The sequence below is a fragment of the Amycolatopsis sp. NPDC114484 genome, assembly GCF_055633755.1.
In genome coordinates this window covers 1-21,090 of the sequence record NZ_JBVKDQ010000045.1, presented here as the reverse complement: position 1 = coordinate 21,090, position 21,090 = coordinate 1, and the positions used below count along the sequence as shown (strand labels likewise).

The window sequence follows — 21,090 nt, the reverse complement described above, 5'->3', positions numbered from 1 at the left end:
CCGACGACCGGGGAGCTGGTGTGGGGCGGGTACCGGTCGGTGTACGACGTCGACGTATCGCTGCGCAACCTCACGCTGGACATCACCCTGCCCAGCGCCGGCGATGCGTTCGTCTTCCGCACCGAAGCGGATGTGCAATGGCAGGTCAAGGACCCGAAAGCGGTGGTGACGGCGGGAATCCGCGACATCCGCCGGCTGCTGGTCCCGCGACTGTTGGCCGACCTCAGACAAGCGAGTCGAGCATTAGCCGCCACAGATGTCGAGACCGCCGAAAAAGCGGTCAACTCCGCCTTCGACTCCAAGCGTTTCCTGGACGACTGCGGTATCTGGACGTCCGTCCACGTCCGTCTTCGCATGGACGCGCAGACCGAGCGCAACGTGCGGCTCGAAGCCGAGGTGCGTGCGTTCAAGAAGCTCATCGAGAATGGGGACATCAACCAGTTCGCGTTGCAACTGGCACAGAATCCGCGGAACGTCGAACCCGTGGTGCGGGCTTTGGTCGCAGAACGCGACACCTACCGCAACGACGTTCTCAAGTTCATCAACGAACTTGTCAGGTCGGAGGCGCTGGACCGCTGGCAGCTCGACGATCAGGTCCGGGTCGCGATGCAGTGGATGCAGACCACCGTCAAGAGGGTCTTGACCGGTACTGATACCGCTCGTCAGCTGCCGTTCGACCCGCAGCAGAACGGCGAAGCTCCGCACGGGACCTCATCCGCTGAACCAAGCGACACCTGATGGGATCGGCGTTCTTCCACGGACTCGGCACTGCTGCACTGGTCATGGCTTCTGCCTGTCTCGCGGTCCGGTTCGTCCTTCCCGTCGCGCTGAAGCTTCTCGTGGAGCCGGCCCGCAGCTGCGTTTCCTTGACCGCCGCCCTGCTCCTGTTGCCGGAGTACTGGCTCAGCCGATCCCGCCGCCGTGACGGCACGGCACCAGCTTCGTTCGCCTATACCTACGGCGACGGGATCGTCCATCTAGCCAGCCTCGGAGACCGCAGCGTCGTGCTGCTGCTTCGATCACTGGCCGAAGCCGCGGCGACGGTGCACCCGCTGGCAGTCGCGGGCGTCACCGCCGTCTGGGAGGTGGCAACGTCGCTCTGACTCAGCGGATCTTGTCCAGCCGGGAAACCGTCTCCTCGAACCCCTGCACCAGGTCCGCCATCACCTCGGCCACTGGGCGGACCCGGTTCATCCTGCCGACGATCTGGCCCACCGGCATCGACACCACCGACGGGTCCGCGGCGGCGTGGATCCGGTTGTGCGCGTGGGAAACCAGCAGGTTCTGCAACGGCATCGGCAGCGGTTCCGGCGCGCCCGGCGCCGCCCACGCCTCCGTCCAGCGGGTCTTCAGCAGGCGAGCGGGTTTGCCCGTGTAGATCCGGGTCCGCACGGTGTCCGCGGAGGTCGCTTCCACCAGTGCGTTCTGCATCGCCTCCGATTCGGGCATCGTTTGGAGGTATTCCTGCGTCGCGAGCCAGTACGAGCCCATCCACGCGCCCGAAGCGCCCAACGCCAGTGCGGCGGCGACCTGGCGGCCGGAGCCGATTCCGCCGGCCGCCAGCACTGGGGCGCGGTCGCCGACGGCGTCCACGATTTCCGGGACCAGCACCATGGTCGCGATTTCGCCGGTGTGGCCGCCTGCCTCATGTCCTTGCGCGACAACCAGATCCACGCCGTTGTCGACGTGGCGGGCGGCGTGCGAGCCCTTGCCCGCCAGCGCAGCCACCGGGACGCCCGCGTCGTGGGCGCGGGTGATGACGTCGGTCGGAGGCGAGCCAAGGGCGTTGGCGATCAGGCTGATCCGGTGGTTCAGCGCGACGTCCACATGGGACCGGGCGACTGAGTGCAGCCAGCCGAGGACACCCGCGCGTTCGTCGGTGTCGTCGGGCAGCGGCGGGACCGCGAGGTCCTTCAGCACTTTATCGACAAACGCGCGGTGGCCCGGCGGGATCAGCTCGTTCAGGTCGGTCTGGGTGCCTTCGGAAGGGATCTTCGCCGGCATCACAATGTCGACGCCGTAAGGTTTTCCGTCGGTGTTTTCGTCCATCCAGGACAGCACCGAGTCAAGCTCGGCGGCGTCGTTGAACCGGACGCAGCCCAGCACGCCCATGCCGCCCGCCCGGCTGATCGCGGCGGCGACGTGCTCCGACGGGGTGAATCCGAAGATCGGCACCTCGATGCCGAACCGGTCGCACAACGATGTGCGCATGCGCCCTCCTAGGCGGGTTCGTGTTCGGCGGCGTACCGCTGGGCCCACGGATAGTCCGGCTTGCCGCTCGGCGAGCGGCCGATTTCCTCGGCCAGCCATACGGTGCGCGGAACCTTGTACCCGGCGACCTCGGTCCGCACGTGCGCTTCCAGGGCGGCCAGATCCGGCCGCACCCCGGGACGCGGCTGGACGACGGCGGCGACGCGCTGGCCGAGCCGGTCGTCCGGGATGCCGATGACAAGTGCGTCGAAAACGTCCGGGTGCGATTTCAACGCGCCCTCGACTTCTTCCGGATACACCTTTTCGCCGCCGGTGTTCACGCACTGCGATCCACGGCCCAGCAACGTAACCGTGCCGTCTTCCTCGTAGCGCGCGTAGTCGCCGGGCACGACGTAACGGACACCGTCGATCTCGGTGAAGATGGTGCGGCTCTTCTCCGGGTCGCCGTAATAGCCGAGCGGGACGTGGCCGCGGCGGCCGATCAGCCCGATCGCACCGGGTTCCGGTTCGACCAGCTTGCCGTCGTCGTCGAGCAGGATGGCGTCCTTGCCGAAGTTCACGCGCGGGCCCGCGGAATGGTCGGAATCCTTGCCCACCATGCCGATTCCGGTGAAGCCGCTTTCCGACGAACCGATCGCGTCGGTGATCACGACGTTCGGCAGCATCTCCAGGAATTCCTGCTTCACCGAATGCGAGAACAGTGCCGCGTGGCTCGACACCGCGACCAGCGACGACGCGTCGTAATCGCCGGAGCGGTACGCGTCCACGAGCGGCCGCGCCATCGCGTCGCCGACGATCGTCAGCACCTGCACCTTGTGTTCCTGCACCGCGCGCCACACGTCGTGCGCGTCGAACTGCGGGACGAACACCACCGGGCTGCCGGTGAACAGCGCGCCGAACGCGGCCCACTGCGCCGCGCCATGGATCAGCGGCGCGGCAGGCAGGCGCACGAGCGAACCGGATTTGCCTTGTTCGCTGAGCGTCCACTCGTCGGGCACGTACTCGCCGGTGACGAAGTTGATGCCGCCGCCGAGCGCGCGCCAGATGTCCTCGTGCCGCCACAGCACGCCCTTGGGATAACCTGTGGTGCCGCCGGTGTAGAGGATGTACAGATCGTCGGCGCTGCGCTCGCCGAAGTCGCGTTCGTCCGACTCGCCCGCGAGCGCCGCTTCGTACTCGACGCCCGTCTCGTACGGGGTGCCCGAACCGTCCTCGACGACTACAACGTGTTTCAGTTTTGGCGTTTCCGGGAGCACTGCCGCCACCCGGTCGGAGTAGCGCCGCTCGTGCACCAGCGCCACCAGGTCGGCATTGGTGAACAGGTAGCGGAGTTCTCCGTGGACGTAGCGGTAGTTCACGTTCACCGCGATCGCGCGCAGTTTGTACGCGGCGAACATGACTTCCAGTGCCTCGATGGAGTTCCGGGAATAGACACCGATGTGGGAGCCGGGTCCCACGCCGTGCGCGGCCAGATGGTGCGCCAGCCGGTTCGCGCGCTTCTCCAGTTGCGCGAAGGTGACCTGGCGTCCGCCGCACACGACCGCGACGCGTTCCGGCACGGCGTCGACGGCGTGCTCGAGTAGATCCGCGATGTTGAGTGCCACGCACCCAAAGTAGAACATGTTATCGTTCTGGGCAATGACCCCGGCCCGTGAATAAGGAGGCCCCGGTGGCCGAACCCCACGCACTCGTCAGCCTCGAAGGCCACACGCTCGTGGTGACGATGAACCGCCCGGAAGCCCGCAACGCCCTCACCGGCGAGATGCTTTCGATCATGGTCGAGGCATGGGACCGGGCGGATTCCGACGACCAGGTGCGCAGCTGCGTCCTGACCGGCGCTGGCGGCGCGTTCTGCGCGGGCGCGGACCTGAAGTCCATGTCCCGCAACGCTCCCGGCAAGTCGTTTTCGAACGGTTCCTTCGACCCGAGCCGCATCGAGGGCCTGCTGAAGGGCCGGCGTCTCACGAAACCGCTCATCGCCGCCGTCGAAGGCCCAGCCATCGCGGGCGGCACGGAAATCCTGCAGGGCACCGACATCCGGGTGGCCGCGGAAAGCGCGAAGTTCGGCGTCTCCGAACCCCGCTGGGGCCTGTTCCCGATGGGCGGCTCGGCCGTGCGGCTGCCCAGGCAGATCCCGTACACCGTCGCCGCCGACCTCCTCCTCACCGGCCGGCACATCACCGCTGCCGAGGCGCGCGACATCGGCCTGGTAGGCCACGTCGTCCCCGACGGTCAAGCGCTGGCTCGCGCGCTGGAACTCGCTGAACTGATCAACGACAACGGCCCCCTCGCGATACGCGCGATCCTCAAGACCATCCGCGACACCGAGGGCATGCACGAGGAGGAAGCCTTCAAACTGGACGCCAAGTACGGCATCGAAGTCTTCGCCTCCGCCGACGCGAAGGAAGGCCCGAAAGCCTTCACCGAAAAGCGCAAACCCAACTTCCAGGGCCGCTGACCCACACCTGTGCCCAAGGTCCGTGAGGGGAACCCTGAGGGAATCTGATTCCCTCAGGGTTCCCCTCACGGACTTCACCCAGCCCATCAAGGCACCCACGCCCCCACAACCCCGGGAAGAACCCAAAAACCCGCCGCGGGGGTGCTCATAGAGCCATCTTTCCCGCCTTGACAAGCACCTCCGCGCCGTAGTCACACTCAGGCTGAGGGGTGGTGGCCCACCTCAGGACACGTACCGCTCCCGCAACTTCCGCTTGTAAAGCTTCCCATTCGGATCCCGAGGCAGCTCCGGCAGATAATCCACCGACCGAGGCAACTTGAACCGCGCCAACCGGGTCTCCGCATACGCGAGCAGCTCAGCGGTCAATTCCGAAGACCCCTCGACCCCGTCCGCGGGCTGCACCACCGCCTTGATCTCCTCGCCCCAATCCTCGTGCGGAATCCCGAACACCGCGACATCCGCCACCTTCGGATGCATCACCAGCTCGCCCTCGATCTCCGCCGGATAAATGTTCACCCCGCCGGAAATGATCATGTCCGCCTTGCGGTCGTGCAGGAACAGATACCCGTCCTCGTCGAGATGCCCGACATCGCCCAGCGTGAACAAATCCCCCACCCGGGCCTTCTCCGTCTTGGCCTTGTCCCGGTGGTACTCGAACTTCGAGTCGCCCATCTTCATGTACACCGCGCCGGTCTCGCCCGTCGGCACCTCGTTCCCGGCGTCGTCCAGAATCCGGATCGTCGACCCCGGCCACGGCAACCCGACCGACCCCGGCTTGCGCAACCAGTCCTCGCCGGAGATCACCGTCCCGCCGCCCTCGGTCGCCGCGTAGTACTCGGTAACGACCGGCCCCCACCACTCGAGCATCTGCCGCTTGACTTCCAGCGGACACGGCGCCGCACCGTGAATCATCACCCGCAGCGAGCTGAGGTCGTATTTCGCGCGCACATCGTCCGGCAAGCCCAGCAACCGGCGGAACTGCGTCGGCACCATATGGCTGTGCGTGACCCGATGCCGCTCGATCAACCGCAGCATTTCCTCGGCGTCCCAACGATCCATCAGCACCGCGGCATGCCCCAATTGCAGCGAAATAGCCACGAAGTTGAGCACCGCCGTGTGATACAGCGGCGACCCGCACAAATGCACGTGATCATCGAACGGCCGCAGCCCGAACACCCCGAAGAACCACGTCGACGCGGCAGGCACCTGATCCGGGTCAGCCCCGGTCAGCGGCCGCTTGACGCCCTTGGGCCGCCCGGTCGTTCCCGACGTGTAGAGCATCGGCGACCCGGCAGTCCGGTTCTCCGGCCGTCCGTCGCCGAGCCCCGCGCCCAGCTCCTCAACCCGATGGAAGCCAGGCACGGAACCGACCGAGAATCTCGCCGGCGCAGGCAACCCGGCCTCATCGGCGGCAGCCACCGCGACGTCGGCGAACCGCTCGTGCGCCAGGAACGCCTTAGCCCCGCTGTCGGAAAGGATGTACGCGACTTCCGGCCCGACGAGATGCCAGTTCACCACCACCACGTACAGCCCGGTCTGGATCGCCGCGAAGTACGCCGCGACCAGGTCGTCGCCGTTCGGCAGCAGCAGCACCACCGAATCGCCGACGCCGAGGCCCAGCTCTCGCAAGCCCGAGGCGTACCGGTTGGCTTTCGCCGTCAGTTCGCCGTAGGAGATTTCCCGCCCGTCCGGATCCACCAGCGCCACCCGGGCGGGCTCGGCCGCGGCGATGGTCCACAGTCCCAGGTCCATAGCTCCCAAATCTAGAACGCGTTCCACCTAGACACAACAGGTTCCTTGCCTCGGATTCGAGAACGTGTTTCACTCGGAGCCGTGACGGTTTCGGATGCCCCTCTGTCGGCGCCGCTCAACGTCGGCTTCGACTACACCCGTTCAACCGGCCCGGTGCTCGGCCGGTTCGTCAACGCGCTGCGCGAGCGCCGGATCGAAGGCGTGCGCGGCAGCGACGGACGCGTGCACGTGCCGCCGGTCGAGTACGACCCGGCCACTGCGGACCCGTTGACGGAGTTCGTCCCGGTCGCCGACGAAGGCGTGGTCGTTTCCTGGTCCTGGTGCGCGGATCCGCTCGACGGCCAGCCGCTGTCGCGTCCGTTCGCCTGGGTGCTGGTGAAACTCGACGGCGCGGACACCAGTCTGCTGCACGCCCTCGACGCCGGCTCCCCGGACAATGTCCACATCGGACAACGCGTGCGCGTGCGGTGGGCCGACGAAACGGTCGGCCACATTCGCGACATCGCGTACTTCCTGCCCGCGGACGCGCCGGACACCACACCCACCGAGGCTCCCCCGCCGGTGGCGAAACGCGAGGACGGCGCGCCGGTCAGCGTGATCATCACGCCGGTGCACCTGAAATACCAGCATTCCGCGTCGCCGGAGGAAAGCCGGTATCTGCGCGGCCTCGCCGAAGGACGGATGCTCGGCCAGCGCTGCTCCGAGTGCGGCAAGGTTTACATCCCGCCGCGCGGCGCGTGCCCGGTGGACGGCGTGCCGACCACCGACGAGGTGGAATTGCCCGACACCGGCATCGTCACGACGTTCTGCATCGTCAACGTGCCGTTCCTCGGCCAGCGCATCAAACCTCCGTACGTCGCGGCGTACATCCTGCTCGACGGGGCCGACATCGCCTTCCTGCACCTGGTGCTCGGCTGTGCCGCCGAGGAGGTCCGGATGGGCATGCGCGTGCGCGCCAACTGGCGGCCGCGCGAGGAATGGTGGACGTCGCTGGAGAACATCAGCCACTTCGAACCCACCGGCGAACCGGACGCCGCGTACGAGACCTTCGCCCACCATCTGTGAGGAACCATGCCTGAAGTAGCCGTAGCCGGTTTCGCGCAGGCGCCCAACGTCCGCAAGACCGAGGGCACCACCAACGGCGTGGAAATGCTCGTGCCGATCCTCGCCGAGGCGTTCGCCGCCACCGGACTGTCCAAACAAGACATCGGGTTCTGGTGCTCCGGATCGTCGGATTACCTCGCCGGGCGCGCGTTTTCGTTCATCGCCGCGGTCGACGCGCTGGGCGCGTTCCCGCCGATCAACGAGTCCCATGTGGAAATGGACGCCGCCTGGGCGCTTTATGAGGCGTGGCTGAAGATCCGCACCGGCGAGGTCGACACCGCGCTCGTGTACGGGTTCGGCAAAGCCAGCGCCGGGCAGCTCCGTCGCGTCATGGCGATGCAACTGGACCCGTACCTCGTCACTCCACTGTGGCCGGACTCGCTGGCGATCGCCGGGCTGCAGGCCCGATTGGGGCTCGAAGGCGGGCTGTGGTCCGAAAAGGACTTGGCCGAAGTCGCCGCCCGGTCGCGCGCGGACGCCGCGAACAATCCAGCCGCGCAGCTGTCCGGAACCGTGGACATCGCCGATTTGCTCGACACCCCGTATGTCGCCGATCCCCTTCGCGCACATGACATCGCGCCGGTGACGGACGGTGCGTCGGTGATCATCCTGGCGTCGGAAGAACGAGCCCGCGACCTCGTGGAGCGGCCCGCGATCATCTCCGGACTGGAGCACCGCATCGACTCCCCCGTCCTGGGCGCACGCGACCTCACGCGCTCCCCGTCCACCGCTTCAGCCGCTGCACGGCTGGATCTCGACGGCGTCGAGCTGGCCGAACTGCACGCGCCGTTCACGCACCAGGAACTCATCCTGCGCCGCGAACTCGGTTTCGCCGGCGACGTCCGGATCAACCCGTCCGGCGGGGCGCTCACCGGAAATCCGATGTTCTCCGCGGGTCTCGCGCGAATCGGCGAGGCCGCCGCGCGGATTCATCGCGGCGAGGCGGCCAAGACACTCGCCCACGCGACCAGCGGACCCGCCCTGCAGCAGAACTTCCTCGCCGTGCTGGAGGCACGATGACGAAACAGCTCGCCGCGGTGCTCGGGACCGGGCAGACGCACCACCGCGCGAAGCGCACCGACGTGTCGATGGCCGGTCTGCTCCGCGAAGCGATCGACCGCGCGATGACGGACGCCCAGGTCGGCTGGGACGACATCGAGGCCGTCGTGATCGGCAAGGCGCCGGACCTGTTCGAGGGCGTCATGATGCCCGAACTGTTCCTCGCGGACGCGTTGGGCGCGAACGGGAAACCGTTGATTCGCGTGCACACCGCGGGTTCGGTGGGCGGGTCGACCGCGCTGGTCGCCACGTCGCTGATCCAGTCCGGTGTGCACCGGCGCGTGCTGACGGTGGCGTTCGAGAAGCAGTCCGAATCGAACGCGATGTGGGGCCTGTCGATCCTGCCGCCGTTCCAGATGCCGGTCGGCGCGGGAGCCGGTGGATACTTCGCGCCGCACGTGCGGTCCTACATCCGCCGTTCCGGTGCGCCCGAGCACATCGGCGCGATCGTGGCGGCGAAGGATCGACGCAATGGCGCGCTGAATCCGTTCGCGCACTTGCAACAGTCCGACATCACGGTCGAGTCGGTGCAGGCTTCGCAGATGCTGTGGGATCCGATCCGGTACGACGAAACCTGTCCGTCCTCCGACGGCGCCTGCGCGATGGTGCTCGGCGACGAAGCCGCCGGGGACGCGGTGCCGGGCGGTGCGGCCTGGATCCACTCGACGGCGATGCGGACCGAGCCCACGACGTTCGCCGGACGCGACCAGGTCAGTCCGCAAGCGGGCCGGGACGCGGCCGCCGCGTTGTGGCGGGACGCGGGCATCACCGATCCACTGTCCGAAGTGGACGTCGCGGAGATCTACGTGCCCTTCTCCTGGTTCGAGCCGATGTGGCTGGAGAACCTCGGTTTCGCCGCCGAAGGCGAGGGCTGGAAGATCACCGAAGCCGGTGACACCGCGATCGGCGGACGGCTGCCGGTGAACCCGTCCGGCGGCGTGCTGTCGTCGAATCCCATTGGCGCGTCCGGAATGCTGCGGTTCTCCGAAGCGGCGAAGCAAGTAATGGGCCGCGCGGGCGACTACCAAGTGGACGGTGCCCGAGTCGCGTTAGGACACGCCTACGGCGGCGGCTCGCAGTACTTCAGCATGTGGGTCGTCGGGTCGGAAAAGCCCTAGCCCCTTCGCCGCCCGCGCAACGCGAACAACGTCCCCAGCGCCCCGACCATCGCGCCCAGCACCGCAGCCTTCGCGCTGTTCTGCTTGGGCGCGATGATCGGGCGCAGCTGTGTCGCCGCCGGGGGCTGGACCGGTTTGCGCGGGGCGTCGCGGGCGGTGGCGGTCCAGGCGGTGATGTACACGAGCATCCGCGCGATCAGCGAGATGAAGAACAGCAGACCGATCACCGAACCGAACGCCACCCCGGACGGCGATTTGCTGATCAAGTTCAGGTAGAACCCGCCGGCCAGCTTGAGCAGTTCGAACCCCACCGCCGCCGCGACCGCTCCGCGCATCGCGCTGCGCCAGCCGACGCGTTCGCGCGGCAGCCGGGTGAGCACCCACAGGAACACCATCCAGTCGGCCAGCAGCGCCAGCGGCACCGAGACGAACGACAGCAGGTTGTGCCCCCAGCTCGTGTCCTCGACGCCGACCAGCCCCAGCAGCGAGCGGCCGACCGCCGTGCCGGACACCGAGATCCCGAACGACACCAGCAGCGCCGCGGCGAGGCCGAGCAACGCCAGGACGTCCATCAGGATCGTGCGCAGCAGCGGCCCCTCGGACCGGTTCTGCCCGTACATCGCGGTGAGCGCGTCCCGCAGCGCGTTCATCCAGTTCCAGCCGGAGTACAGGCCCACGACCAGACCGGCGACCCCGACCCCGGTGCGCTGTTCCACGAACCCGGTCAGGATCGACGACACCTGCGTGCCGATCGGGCCGGGCAGGGAACCGGAAATGCCGCGTACCAGCGCGTCGAGCAGATGCGGCTGCGTCGCGAGCACGAACCCGGCCGCCGACGACGACAGCATCAGGATCGGCACCAGCGAGAGCAGGCTGAAGTAGGTGATCGACGCGACGTAGTGGTAACCGCCGTAGTCGATGTACCGGTTGGTGGCGCGGGCGATGTGGTCCAGCCATCGATACCGGGCACGCGCGCGGGCCCATCTGCTCGGCCCAGGGGTCTTGCGGGAACGCTTCACTGTCACTGTCTACCCAGCGGACGCACTGTTTGTCGCAAAAGACACGCATTCAGGCCAGTACGACCGGGGCGTGCCCGTCGTCACGCGGCAGCGGCTCGTCGGTCGTAGCGAAGACGGTCGCGCCGAGGAAGTCGAGCTCGCACCCCAGCGTCGCGAGGAACGGGGTGTCGGCGGCGTCGCGTCCGGTCGCGATGCGGAGCATGCTCTGGCGCGGGGCCAACCGGGTGGCGTCGAAGACGTACCAGCGGCCGTCGATGCCTGCTTCGAAGACGGCGTGGAAGTCCATCGGCTGCAAACCCGGCGCGTACACCGAGGTGTAGCGCGCGGGGACATCCACGAGTCGGCACAGCGCGACGCATACGTGCGCGAAGTCGCGGCACACGCCTTCGCCGGCGAGAAGCGTGTCGATGGCGTCGTGGGTCGGACTGCCGGAGCCGACGACGTACGCGAGCCTGCGGTGTACGTGGTCGACGATCGCCTGCACTCGCTCCCGCGAAGTGGCCAGGTCCCCGATGCCCAGCGGCAGCAACCCGCCCATCCGGTCGGACGGGCAGTACCGGCTGGGCCGCGTGTAGCGCGCGACATCGGCGAGCGTGACGGGTTCGGCGTTGCCGCGGTGCAGCACGCGTTCGCCGTGATAGGCGACGCGATGCTCGCCCTCGGCGAGGTCGTAGACCTCCGCACGGGTGCCGTGTTCGAACTCGGCGGTGCGCGCGGAACCGGCGTCGGACACCGTCAGTTCCCCGGCGTCCGCGCGCACGGCGGCGACCGAGATCGCGGCGAGACCGGGTTTCGTCACCCGGACGCCGAATTCCACGTCAACCGTTGTGCGCACGGGGCCATCATGCCGGTGTGCCGTGCCCCTTGCCGATCAGGTCGGGTACCCGGGCGTTTCGTCCGCTCAGGCGTAGCGGACCTGGTAGTGCTTGATCCCGTTGAGCCAGCTGGACCGCAGCCGCTCGGGCGGGGCGGCCTCGGCGATGTCCGGCATCACGTCGGCGATCGCGTTGAAGATCAGGTCGATCTCCAGCCTGGCCAGGTTCGCGCCGATGCAGTAGTGCGAACCGGTGCCGCCGAAGCCGACGTGCTGGTTGTCCTCGCGCGTGATGTCGAACTTGCCGGGCTCGTCGAACACCTCGGGGTCGAAGTTGGCCGAGCTGTAGAACATCCCGACGCGGTCGCCCTTGCGGATCCGCGCGCCGCCCAGTTCGGTGTCGCGGGTCGCGGTGCGCTGGAACGCGACGACCGGCGTCGCCCAGCGGACGATCTCGTCCGGCGCGGTCTTCGGGCGCTGCTCCTTGAAGAGGTCCCACTGGTCCGGGTGGTCGAGGAACGCCTTCATGCCGTGTGTGATGGCGTTGCGGGTGGTCTCGTTGCCCGCGACGGCCAGCAGGATCACGAAGAAGGCGAACTCGTCGGAGCCGAGCGATTCTCCGTCGACGTCGGCCTGGACGAGCTTCGTGACGATGTCGTCCATCGGGCAGCGGCGGCGGTCCTCGGCCATGTTCCAGGCGTAGCCGACGATCTCGGCGGAGGCGGCGAGCGGCTCGACGTCGTACTCGGGATCGTCGTAGGCGATCATCTGGTTGGACCAGTCGAAGATCTTGAGCCGGTCCTCCTGCGGCACGCCGATCAGCTCGGCGATCGCCTGCAGCGGCAGCTCGCACGCGACGTCGAGGACGAAATCGCCGGAGCCCTTTTTCCTGGCCTCGGACACGATCCGCTCGGCGCGGTCGCGCAAAGTGTCCTCGAGCTTCGAGATCGAGCGCGGGGTGAACCCCTTCGACACGATGCGGCGGAGCTTGGTGTGCTGCGGCGCGTCCATGTTCAGCAGGACCAGCCGGTTGGCGTCGAGGCCTTCCTGGGTCATCTGGTCGTCGAACCGGATGATCGCGGTCTTCTCGCCTGACGAATAGAGCTCGCTGTCGCGCGAGACCGCTTTGACGTCGGCGTGTCGCGTGACGACCCAGTAGCCGTCGTCGCCGAATCCGGCGGTGTTGTGCGGCTGCGGGTTCCACCAGACGGGCGCCGTGCGGCGGAGTTCGGCGAACTCCTCCAGGGGCAGCCGGCTGGCGTAGAGGTCCGGATCGGTGAAGTCGAAACCGGCGGGCAAAAGCGGGGCTGCCACGGCTTGGCCTCCTGCGCGGGATCGGCGGTGATACCCAACTGCAACGCGTTCTATGACCCCAGTAGAGCATACGGTGTTAACCAGCGGAACCCACTTGAGTGAAACCTGTTTACTTTACCGTTCCAGATCCGGTTGACGCAGGTGAGCGCTTGCTCAGACTTGTGTGATCGACTTCCGCTTTTTCGTGGGCCTGCTTGTGCTGAATAGGAACGTGTTCTAGTTTTGCGAGGGTACGGAGCTCGGGAAGGGGACACTCGTGGGCGAACCGGTGATCGTGGCCGCGGCACGCACGCCGATCGGCAAGCGCGGCGGCTGGCTGTCCGGCCTGCACGCGGCCGAACTGCTGGGCGCGGCCGTGCGCGGCGTGGTCGACCGGGCCGGCATCGACCCGGCCCAGGTGGAGCAGGTGATCGGCGGAGCGGTCACGCAGGCGGGCGAGCAGTGCGGCAACCTGACCCGCACCGCGTGGCTGCACGCGGGCCTGCCGGAATCGACCGGGGCCACGACGATCGACGCGCAATGCGGTTCGGCGCAACAAGCCGCGCACCTGGTCGCCGGATTGATCGCGGCGGACGCGATCAGTGTCGGCGTGGCGTGCGGGGCCGAGGCGATGAGCCGGGTGCCGCTCGGCGCGAACCGCGGCGAGGGCGTCGGCTCCCCCAAACCGGACGCGTGGTCGATCGACATGCCAGACCAATACGGTGCGGCAGAACGGATCGCGGCCCGGCGAGGCATCACGCGCGAAGACGTCGACGCTTTCGGAGTGCGGTCGCAGACCAATGCCGCGGCGGCTTGGGCCGCCGGACATTTCTCCCGGGAAATCGTGCCGGTCACCACGGAAGCCGGTGTGGTGGACCGGGACCAGGGGTTGCGAGAGACCACAATGGAGGGTCTGGCGCGGCTGAAGCCGGTGGTACCGGACGGAATCCACACGGCCGGTTCGTCGTCCCAAATCTCCGACGGCGCCGCGGCCGTGTTGATTATGGACGCTTCTTTGGCCCGTTCGCTGGGCCTGCGCCCGCGTGCGCGAATCCGGCGGCAGGCGCTGGTCGGAGCGGAGCCGTACTATCACTTGGACGGTCCGGTCCAGGCCACGACGCGGGTTCTCGACGCGGCCGGGATGAAGATCGGCGACGTCGACCTGTTCGAGGTGAACGAGGCGTTCGCGTCGGTCGTGCTTTCGTGGCAGCGCACGCACAATCCGGACGAGTCGCGGGTGAACGTCAATGGCGGGGCGATCGCGCTGGGGCACCCGGTGGGAAGCACCGGGGCTCGGCTGTTGACGACGGCGTTGCATGAGCTGGAGCGCCAGGACAAGACCACAGCGCTGGTGTCGATGTGCGCGGGCGGCGCGATGGCTACGGCGACGATTCTCGAACGGATCTGAACTGCTGGCCCGGGTCTTCTCCGGCCCGGGCCAGTTTTTGCCGGGCTTCGTCAGGGCCGGTCGTCAGTCCAGAAGCAGAACGGATGCCCGGCTGGGTCCAGCAACACCCGCACGTCCCGCTGCGGCTGGAACTCCGCCACCCGAGCCCCCGCGGCGACCGCCTTCGCGACCGCGGCCTCCAGCGCCGCGCGACCGTCGACCTCGAAGTCCAGGTGCAGCTGCATCTGCTGTTCCCCGGGACCGGCTGGCCACACCGGCGGCACGTACTGCGCCTCCAGCTGGAACGACAACCCCGGCCCGCCGCTGGGCGGGCGCAAGGTGACCCGCTCCGGTTCGTCAGCGCCGATCGGCCACCCGAGCAGCTCCCGGTAGAACTCGGCCAGCGCCCGGGGTCCGGGCGCGTCGAGCACGGTGGACGTGAGTTTCATCAGCCCAGGCTAGGGGCTTCGCGCCCGGTCGCTCCACGCTTCTCCGGTGCACCCTCCGACGGCCCCTCATCTCAGCCAGGCCGCTCTCGAGCTTCCCGGATCGCCGTTCCCGCTGCCTCCTCCCTCCAGCCCGTGCTCCGGCTGCCCCGCGCTATTCCGGCTGCCCAGCGCCACTCCGCTGCCCAGTGCTATTCCGGCAACCCAGCGCTACTCCGCTGCCCAGTGCTATTCCGGCAACCCAACGCCACTCCGCTGCCCAGCACCACTCCGGCAGCCCAACGCCACACCAGCTGCCCAACGCTATTCCGGCAGCCCAGCGCTCCCTTCCCCCGCGACCGCGCCTCGCCTTCCCCCGCGACCACGCCTCGCCTCACCCCGCGACCACGCCTCGCCTCACCCCGCGACCCGGCCGACCCGCCTCACCCGATCGCCCCCCTCACCCCAGCTCCAGCTCCGTCCGCACCGCGGGACCGTTGTCCGGCCTCGCGAAGCGCACCCAGCTTCCCGGGTGCCACGATTCGATCCACAGCGTGTTCTCCTCCACCCACGTCACCACCGCCTCCCGCAGGTCCAGCCGGAACAGGTGGCTCTCCTGTCCCTCCTGAATCCGCGCTACCTCCGCCGGATCGGTGATCTCCACCGCGCGGCCGGCGATTTTCGCGTCGCCGCCTTCCTCGATGCCGGGGAAGGCGTGCAGGGCGAAGCGATTGTCGCGCTGGAGGTCGCGGGCCTTGAGCGCGTCGAGCATCGACCCGACGTACGCCTCGCCGTCGCGGAAGTCGATCTCCGAGCCGCTCACCCGCGGCGAACCGTCGCGCCGGAGGGTGGCCAGTACGTGCGAGTCCGCGGCGGCGAAACGGGCTCGTACGCGCGAGGCCAGCGACGGGGCGGCGGCACTGAACTCATCCCAACTCGTCATCACCGGAGTCTCGCACCCACCACCGACAAAAACCGGCGTCCCGGGAGCCGTCGGGTGACTCGGGTTGTGCTTGACTTCTCGGCATGATCGCGGGTGATGCGGAGACTGCCGAGCATCGTTGTCCGGTCGAGGGCGGCGAACTGGCCGTCCGCACGACCGGCGAGGGACCGCTGCTGTTGCTGGTCCCCGGCGGGACCGGGGCGGCGGACTCGTTCCGGGCGCTGGTCAAGCTCCTGCGCACGGATTTCACCGTGGTCGCCTACGACCGTCGCGGGCATTTCGCCAGCACGGACACGACGACCGGGCCCGTCCCGGTGTCCCGGCAGGCGGACGACGCGCTCGCCGTCCTCGACCACGTCGGCGGGAGCGGGCCGGTTTCGGTGTTCGGCACCAGTGCCGGTGCGCTGATCGGGCTCGATCTCGTCGCGCGGTATCCGGACCGGGTGGCCGCGTTCGTCGCGCACGAACCGCCCGCGATCCAGCTGATGCCGGACGCCGCCGGGATTCTGGAAGCCGCCGCGGCGCAGGTCCGGCTGGCCCGCTCGGGCGATCTCATGGGCGCGGTCACGCGGTTCGCGGACGGCATCGCCGGCGCCGCCCTGCCGGATCTGCCGCACCTGCGGCTGCCGAACGAGAGCGACTGGCTCCGGCTGTTCGACCGCGAGCTGACCGAGTTCTTCGACTATCTGCCGGACTTGCGCGCGCTGCGCCGGACGAACACCGAGATCATGCCGGTCGCCGGGGAAGGCAGCCGAGGCTGGTACCACTACCAGCCCGCCAAAATCCTCGCGCTCGAACTGGGGCTGCCGTTCACCGAGACTCCGGGCGCGCACCTGGCGCCGCAACGCAATCCGGCCAAATTCGCTGCCGCGCTGAAGGATCTCCTCGCCAGCGTCTGAAAGCCGTGAGGGGAACCCTCAGGGACTCTGATTCCCTCAGGGTTCCCCTCACGGCCGTAACGCGGCCGGAGCGGCGGCCCGCTTCCGCCACGGAAACTCCCGCACCAAGCCCGGGACAATCGCCAAGAGCAGCAACCACAAGAACCGCGCCGGAGTCAGCTCCCCGCCGACCGTGCCGAGGACAGCCGGAATCCCCGCCCCGGCGAGCACCGCGACGAAATCCCACCGCGTCCACCTCCCGGAAGCCACCCGCGCGACCACCCCCACCGCGGTGAACGCCACGACGCACCCGCACAGCAACCACCGCGTCCCCGCGGCGACGTGCCCGTGCGCGACAGACTCGACGACATCCCCGAACCCCGCCGCCGACGCGGCCAGCAATCCCGCCACCAGACAATGCATCGGCAGCAAGAGCCGGGGACCCCAAGCGGGCTGGGACAAATAGGGAATCCCGCCGAACCCCTGGTACAGCGCCGCTCCCCACAAAGCCGCCAGCAGCGCCAAAACCCCGAGAACGGTCGAGAGCAACGACCAGTCCCAGTCCGGGATCTCCGTCATCGCGTCGGTGACCGTCAGAACGCCCTCGCCCAGCACGATGATCGTGAAAAGCCCCAGCCGCTCGCCGAAATGCACGAGGTCCAAATGCGCGAAAGCCAGTCCCGGCATCGGTTTCTTGGACTGGGCCGCCCGCTCCGCCACCCTCGCCGCGACCTGCTCTCCCGACATGGTCAGCCCGGCCACCAGGTCGATCCCCAGCCCGAGCGCCCACAGCGCGTACTTCCACGGCGCGTCGACCCAGAACGAGACGACCCACGGCACGACGCCCAGGCCGGCGTGCACGACCGGCCATTCGACGATGATCCGCGTGTTTTCCCGGCCTTCCCAGACCCGGCTCGCGAGCGCGCGCACCGCCACGTAAGCGATCGCGAAGCCCTGCGCGTGCTCGCCGAGGTCATGCACCGAACCGGCCATGAAGACCAGCCCGGCCATCGCGAGCAGCACCGGCATGGTGCGGGCGGCGGTACCGGTGACGTTGCCGTAGACGGTGAAGCACATCCACGCGGTCCAGAACGCGAGGAAGCACACGACGTACAGGCCGGCGTCGCTCCAGGAGGTCGTTCCGCGCACGAGGTGCGAAAGCTGGGCGACGCCGGCGACAGCGACCAGGTCGAAGAAGAGCTCGAGCCAGGACGCGTGGCGTTCCTCGGTTTTCATGATCACGGCGCACAGTATGCCGTGACCAGGAAACCGCCACCTCAAACCGCGCGTGCTCCGTCCTGCCACACTTCCCGGACGTTCCCCGCCAAGGCCGGGAAATCGTATATATCGCCCGAAACGACCACTAGGTCCGCTCGGTACCCCGGAGCCAAACGGCCCAGTTCGGCGTCCTTGCCCAGCAGCCTGGCGGCCGACGACGTGGCGGCGACCAGCACGTCCGCCGGACTCATCCCGGCGGAGCGCATCAGCTCCAGCTCTTCGAGGTTCGTCCCGTGCGGGCCGACGCCGCTGTCGGTGCCCATCGCGATCCGGACCCCGGCCGCGACTGCCCGGCGCACCGAATCCAGGTGCACCTCCGCGACCTCTTTCGCCTTCTGCACCACCGCGTCCGGCAACGCCGCGCCCGCGGCCGCCGCGCGGATGACGTTGACCGGCGCCACCAGCGTCGGGACGAGCCAGGTGCCGCGCGCGAGCATCAGCTCGATCGCCTCGTCGTCGAGGTAGATGCCGTGTTCGATCGACCGGATCCCGGCGCGGACGGCGTTCTTGATCCCCTCCGAGCCCTGCGCGTGGGCCATCACCGCCCGCCCCTGCATGGTCGCTTCGGCGACCAGGACGTCCAGTTCCTCAGGCGTGAACTGCGAATGCCGGGGATCGTCCCGCGGCGAGAGCACCCCGCCGGTGGTGCAGACCTTCAGCACGTCGGCCCCGGCCCGCAGCAGAGTGCGCGCGACTCGGCGCATCTCGTCCGGGCCGTCGGCCAGCGCGCTCGGCCGGCCGGCCGGGGTGCGGGAGCGACAGCGGAACGCAATGCCCGGACGGCATCCATCCGTCGCCGTGCCCGCCGGTCGGGCTGATCAGGCCGATCGCGATTTCCAGGCGGGGCCCGGGAATCAGGCCGTCCGCGACCGCCTGTTTGATGCCGAGGTCGGCCCCGGCGGCGTCGCGCACGGTGGTGATGCCGAGTTTCAGCGTGGTCCACAGGTTCCGGGCCGCCTCGTAGAACTGGTACGAGAACGGCTTCTGCACCCGCTGCAGCAACCCGAGATCGGACACCGTGACGTGCACGTGGCAGTCGAACATCCCGGGCAGCAGCATCGCACCGGTGCAGTCCACCGCGCGGTCGCCGTCGAGGCCGGTGCCGACCCCGACGATCCGGCCGTCCTCGACCGCGACGTCCGCCGGCGCGGGCGCGCTGCCCGTCCCGTCGAACACCGTGCCGCCGGTGAAAAGGGTCCGCGTCATACCGGTTCTCCTGTCCGCACAACGTCTCCGGACCGGGTCACGGCCCGTTCGATCAGTGCCGCGATCGCGAGCACGACCACGTTGACCGCCAGCCCGACCAGCCCGACGTTCACCGTTCCGACGAGTTTGGCGTCCACAAAGGTCAGCCAGATCACCACGACCTCGCCCGCCAGCAACCCGGCGAACACCGGAGCCTTGCCGACCGGGACCTTCTTCAGGAAGCCCAGCAGGTTCGCCGGGGCCAGCTGCACCGACCCGGAATAGGTGAGCAGCAGCAGGTTCGCCAGCAGGTCCGGCCGGAAGATGCCGAGCACCAGGGCGAGCGCGCTGGCCACCACGACCGTCCCGTGGTTGATCCAGAACTGCTTGCGTTCGCTGCGCACCCGGGCGATGTTGCGGGCCACCAACGAGGAAATGCCGATCAGGATGCCGGCCGCCGGCACCATCGCGGTGGCCGTCGCGGCGACGACCACGAGCCCGGTGACCCAGCCCGGCAGCGCGTCCTTGCTCAGCGTCAGCAGCACGCCGTTCGGGTCGCTTCCCTTGGGCACCACCAGGATCGCCGCGAAGCCGATGATCATCGGCAGCAGCAGGCACAGCTCGTAGACCGGCATCCAGGTGTAGTTGCGGCGCAGCACCTTCGGATCGCGCGCCGACATCAGCGCGGGCCAGGTGTGCGGCAGCGTCATCAGTCCGACGCCGATCGCGCTGACCAGCATGCTCGTGATGAACCACGTGTGGTCGTTGGCCCCGGCGTGCACGAACAGCTTCTCCGGATGCAGCTGGTCGATCTTGTGGAACACTCCCGACACGCCGCCGGCGAAATGCGCGGGCACCGCGATGATGAGCACCACGAGGACGACGAGCATGATCGCGTCCTTGAAATACGACGTCGCCGCCACGCCGCGCAACCCGGCCCACAGCACGAACGCCACCACCAGCACGCTGCCCGCGATCATGCTGAGCGTGCCCGACGCGTGATCGCCGGTCACCAGCCGGACGATCAGCCCGAGCCCGGTAATCTGCAACTGCAGGTACGGCAGCACGAACACGACGCCGAGGATCGCCGACACCGTGCCGAGCGCGCGGCTGGAGAACCGGTCCTCGAGGAAGTCGCCCTGGGTCAGGTAGCCGCGCTCCTTGCCCATCCGCCAGATCCGCTTGGCGAGGAAAAACAGGACCACGTAAGCGATCGGCACGTAGGGAAGCGCATACATCGCGGCCACGCCGCCGGAGAACGCCAACCCGGCCATGCCGAGGAAGGTGAAGGTCGTGAAGACCTCACCGGCCTGCAGGAACCACATGGTCAACGCGCCGAACTTCCGGCCGCCGACAGTCCATTCCGCAAGATCCGCAGCAGGCCGACGCCGCCCCACGAAGCCGAGCACGCCGATCAGCACGATGCCGACGAGAGTAAAGGCGAGGATCATCGTCAATCCTCCTCGCCGCTGCGCGCCATGAGCCGTTCGGAGAGCAGCAAGGCCGGGGTGAACATGAGACACCAGAAGGCGCCCCAAACCATCATCTTCGGCAACCCGAGCCAAAGCCCGGAGGAGTTGACGAAGGGCAGGAAAGGCATGAGAACGAGAGCGACAACGGGGACGACCGGAGGGAGATGGTAGCTACGCATGCGCACACGCTGCCAGAAGCAGCCCCCCTCGGCAGCCCAGTTCGCCGCGCGCTAGCGAAGCGGAGAGGGAGCAGCGAGGCGGCGCGGGGTTGGCGAGCGGAGCTGGGGCGGCGGGCGGCGCAGGGTTGGCGGGCGGAGCGGCAGTAACGGGCGGAGCTGGGTTGGCGAGCGGAGCTGGGGCGGCGGGCGGCGCAGGGTTGGCGGGCGGCGCAGCGGTAACGGGCGGAGCTGGGTTGGCGGGTGGCGCTTGGTTGGCGAGCGGAGCTGCGGTGTCGGGCGGAGCGAGGGTGGCGGACGGAGCTGGGTTGGCGGGTGGCGCGGGACTGGGGTGCACGTGCCAGCCCGCTCCGCCCTCTGCCGCTCTCCGCCCACTCGACCACAACGCGGGATCGCGTCGGCGTGCGGAGGGGCAGTGCGCACGGCCCCCCGGGCCGGGGGTGCTCGCCCCCCAAAAGACGAACCCAAAGAAGGGCCCCCCAGCACGGCGAAAAAAGGGAGACCCCAACACGGCGTTC

At 68.6% G+C, this 21,090-nt stretch carries 19 protein-coding genes and 1 pseudogene; 8 read left to right on the top strand and 12 right to left on the bottom strand.

Going from position 1 to position 21,090, the window contains the following annotated elements; genetic code table 11:
- Window positions 1-39 precede the first annotated feature (39 nt).
- Together ACZ7SW_RS45285 and ACZ7SW_RS45280 are read left to right on the top strand one after the other, a co-directional pair.
- Entirely contained in the window at window positions 40-738 is a 699-nt protein-coding gene (locus ACZ7SW_RS45285; RefSeq protein ID WP_470236561.1) for a hypothetical protein, read from the top strand.
- Window positions 738-1,103 carry a hypothetical protein gene (locus ACZ7SW_RS45280; RefSeq protein WP_470236560.1) on the top strand — a complete coding sequence of 122 codons (366 nt, stop codon included), beginning with the start codon at window positions 738-740 and terminating at the stop codon, window positions 1,101-1,103. The genes ACZ7SW_RS45285 and ACZ7SW_RS45280 overlap by 1 nt, the downstream gene beginning before the upstream one ends.
- A 1-nt stretch (window position 1,104) precedes the next feature.
- Here ACZ7SW_RS45280 and ACZ7SW_RS45275 read toward each other — a convergent pair whose 3' ends face one another.
- Window positions 1,105-2,211: an NAD(P)H-dependent flavin oxidoreductase gene (locus tag ACZ7SW_RS45275; RefSeq protein ID WP_470236559.1), complete on the bottom strand. Its 1,107-nt coding sequence runs from the start codon at window positions 2,209-2,211 to the stop codon at window positions 1,105-1,107.
- Between the two features lie 8 nt (window positions 2,212-2,219).
- A complete protein-coding gene (locus ACZ7SW_RS45270; RefSeq protein WP_470236558.1) occupies window positions 2,220-3,815 on the bottom strand; it encodes an acyl-CoA synthetase in 1,596 nt (531 codons plus the stop codon).
- Window positions 3,816-3,880: 65 nt separating this feature from the next.
- On the opposite strand from ACZ7SW_RS45270, the gene ACZ7SW_RS45265 reads away from it, so the two are divergent.
- Window positions 3,881-4,669 (top strand): crotonase/enoyl-CoA hydratase family protein, encoded by a 789-nt coding sequence (locus ACZ7SW_RS45265; RefSeq protein WP_470236557.1) that lies wholly within the window; start codon window positions 3,881-3,883, stop codon window positions 4,667-4,669.
- Window positions 4,670-4,891: 222 nt separating this feature from the next.
- Here the strand turns inward: ACZ7SW_RS45265 and ACZ7SW_RS45260 are convergent, their stop codons facing one another.
- A complete protein-coding gene (locus ACZ7SW_RS45260) occupies window positions 4,892-6,421 on the bottom strand; it encodes an acyl-CoA synthetase (protein ID WP_470236556.1) in 1,530 nt (509 codons plus the stop codon).
- 81 nt (window positions 6,422-6,502) lie between these two features.
- Between ACZ7SW_RS45260 and ACZ7SW_RS45255 the strand changes: the two genes are divergently transcribed.
- From ACZ7SW_RS45255 to ACZ7SW_RS45245, 3 genes are read left to right on the top strand one after another with little or no spacing between them, the layout of a single operon-like run.
- Window positions 6,503-7,486, top strand: a complete 984-nt coding sequence (locus ACZ7SW_RS45255) for a Zn-ribbon domain-containing OB-fold protein (RefSeq protein ID WP_470236555.1) — start codon at window positions 6,503-6,505, stop codon at window positions 7,484-7,486.
- A gap of 6 nt (window positions 7,487-7,492) precedes the next feature.
- A complete protein-coding gene (locus tag ACZ7SW_RS45250) occupies window positions 7,493-8,545 on the top strand; it encodes a thiolase domain-containing protein (protein WP_470236554.1) in 1,053 nt (350 codons plus the stop codon).
- Window positions 8,542-9,702, top strand: coding sequence for a thiolase domain-containing protein (locus tag ACZ7SW_RS45245; RefSeq protein WP_470236553.1), 1,161 nt, complete (start codon window positions 8,542-8,544; stop codon window positions 9,700-9,702). Before ACZ7SW_RS45250 ends, ACZ7SW_RS45245 begins: the two co-directional genes overlap by 4 nt.
- On the opposite strand, the gene ACZ7SW_RS45240 is transcribed toward ACZ7SW_RS45245, so the two are convergent.
- From ACZ7SW_RS45240 to ACZ7SW_RS45230, 3 genes are all read right to left on the bottom strand, one after another.
- Window positions 9,699-10,727 (bottom strand): YhjD/YihY/BrkB family envelope integrity protein, encoded by a 1,029-nt coding sequence (locus ACZ7SW_RS45240; protein WP_470236552.1) that lies wholly within the window; start codon window positions 10,725-10,727, stop codon window positions 9,699-9,701. The genes ACZ7SW_RS45245 and ACZ7SW_RS45240 overlap by 4 nt on opposite strands.
- Before the next feature lie 43 nt (window positions 10,728-10,770).
- A complete protein-coding gene (locus tag ACZ7SW_RS45235; protein ID WP_470236551.1) occupies window positions 10,771-11,556 on the bottom strand; it encodes a transglutaminase-like domain-containing protein in 786 nt (261 codons plus the stop codon).
- 66 nt (window positions 11,557-11,622) lie between these two features.
- On the bottom strand, window positions 11,623-12,849 hold the full coding sequence (locus tag ACZ7SW_RS45230; RefSeq protein ID WP_470236550.1) for a cytochrome P450: 1,227 nt from the start codon (window positions 12,847-12,849) through the stop codon (window positions 11,623-11,625).
- A 256-nt stretch (window positions 12,850-13,105) separates the two neighbouring features.
- On the opposite strand from ACZ7SW_RS45230, the gene ACZ7SW_RS45225 reads away from it, so the two are divergent.
- Entirely contained in the window at window positions 13,106-14,236 is a 1,131-nt protein-coding gene (locus ACZ7SW_RS45225; protein WP_470236549.1) for a steroid 3-ketoacyl-CoA thiolase, read from the top strand.
- Between the two features lie 50 nt (window positions 14,237-14,286).
- On the opposite strand, the gene ACZ7SW_RS45220 is transcribed toward ACZ7SW_RS45225, so the two are convergent.
- Together ACZ7SW_RS45220 and ACZ7SW_RS45215 are read right to left on the bottom strand one after the other, a co-directional pair.
- Complete coding sequence (locus ACZ7SW_RS45220) at window positions 14,287-14,664, bottom strand: VOC family protein (RefSeq protein WP_470236548.1); 378 nt, start codon at window positions 14,662-14,664, stop codon at window positions 14,287-14,289.
- 436 nt (window positions 14,665-15,100) lie between these two features.
- Window positions 15,101-15,583 carry a pyridoxamine 5'-phosphate oxidase family protein gene (locus tag ACZ7SW_RS45215; RefSeq protein WP_470236547.1) on the bottom strand — a complete coding sequence of 161 codons (483 nt, stop codon included), beginning with the start codon at window positions 15,581-15,583 and terminating at the stop codon, window positions 15,101-15,103.
- Window positions 15,584-15,666: 83 nt separating this feature from the next.
- Here ACZ7SW_RS45215 and ACZ7SW_RS45210 point away from each other — a divergent pair, with 83 nt between their 5' ends.
- Entirely contained in the window at window positions 15,667-16,482 is an 816-nt protein-coding gene (locus ACZ7SW_RS45210; protein ID WP_470236546.1) for an alpha/beta fold hydrolase, read from the top strand.
- A gap of 48 nt (window positions 16,483-16,530) precedes the next feature.
- On the opposite strand, the gene ACZ7SW_RS45205 is transcribed toward ACZ7SW_RS45210, so the two are convergent.
- From ACZ7SW_RS45205 to ACZ7SW_RS45190, 4 genes and pseudogenes are all read right to left on the bottom strand, one after another.
- A complete protein-coding gene (locus tag ACZ7SW_RS45205) occupies window positions 16,531-17,697 on the bottom strand; it encodes a low temperature requirement protein A (RefSeq protein WP_470236584.1) in 1,167 nt (388 codons plus the stop codon).
- A gap of 41 nt (window positions 17,698-17,738) precedes the next feature.
- Window positions 17,739-18,945 (bottom strand): annotated as a pseudogene (locus ACZ7SW_RS45200) (metal-dependent hydrolase family protein).
- The gene (locus ACZ7SW_RS45195) at window positions 18,942-20,375 is read right to left on the bottom strand and encodes a sodium:solute symporter family protein (protein ID WP_470236545.1); all 1,434 of its coding nucleotides are present in this window, start codon (window positions 20,373-20,375) and stop codon (window positions 18,942-18,944) included. Before ACZ7SW_RS45195 ends, ACZ7SW_RS45200 begins: the two are co-directional and overlap by 4 nt.
- A 2-nt stretch (window positions 20,376-20,377) precedes the next feature.
- Window positions 20,378-20,524 (bottom strand): hypothetical protein, encoded by a 147-nt coding sequence (locus ACZ7SW_RS45190; RefSeq protein WP_470236544.1) that lies wholly within the window; start codon window positions 20,522-20,524, stop codon window positions 20,378-20,380.
- Window positions 20,525-21,090: the final 566 nt, after the last annotated feature.

Bases quoted from the DNA above. Each gene is read 5' to 3' on its own strand.
- ACZ7SW_RS45280 (WP_470236560.1), top strand. From the start codon at position 738: ATGGGATCGGCGTTCTTCCACGGACTCGGCACTGCTGCACTGGTCATG.
- ACZ7SW_RS45275 (WP_470236559.1), bottom strand. From the start codon at position 2,211: ATGCGCACATCGTTGTGCGACCGGTTCGGCATCGAGGTGCCGATCTTC.
- ACZ7SW_RS45260 (WP_470236556.1), bottom strand. From the start codon at position 6,421: ATGGACCTGGGACTGTGGACCATCGCCGCGGCCGAGCCCGCCCGGGTG.
- ACZ7SW_RS45250 (WP_470236554.1), top strand. From the start codon at position 7,493: ATGCCTGAAGTAGCCGTAGCCGGTTTCGCGCAGGCGCCCAACGTCCGC.
- ACZ7SW_RS45245 (WP_470236553.1), top strand. From the start codon at position 8,542: ATGACGAAACAGCTCGCCGCGGTGCTCGGGACCGGGCAGACGCACCAC.
- ACZ7SW_RS45220 (WP_470236548.1), bottom strand. From the start codon at position 14,664: ATGAAACTCACGTCCACCGTGCTCGACGCGCCCGGACCCCGGGCGCTG.
- ACZ7SW_RS45215 (WP_470236547.1), bottom strand. From the start codon at position 15,583: ATGACGAGTTGGGATGAGTTCAGTGCCGCCGCCCCGTCGCTGGCCTCG.
- ACZ7SW_RS45210 (WP_470236546.1), top strand. From the start codon at position 15,667: ATGATCGCGGGTGATGCGGAGACTGCCGAGCATCGTTGTCCGGTCGAG.
- ACZ7SW_RS45205 (WP_470236584.1), bottom strand. From the start codon at position 17,697: ATGAAAACCGAGGAACGCCACGCGTCCTGGCTCGAGCTCTTCTTCGAC.
- ACZ7SW_RS45195 (WP_470236545.1), bottom strand. From the start codon at position 20,375: ATGATCCTCGCCTTTACTCTCGTCGGCATCGTGCTGATCGGCGTGCTC.
- ACZ7SW_RS45190 (WP_470236544.1), bottom strand. From the start codon at position 20,524: ATGCCTTTCCTGCCCTTCGTCAACTCCTCCGGGCTTTGGCTCGGGTTG.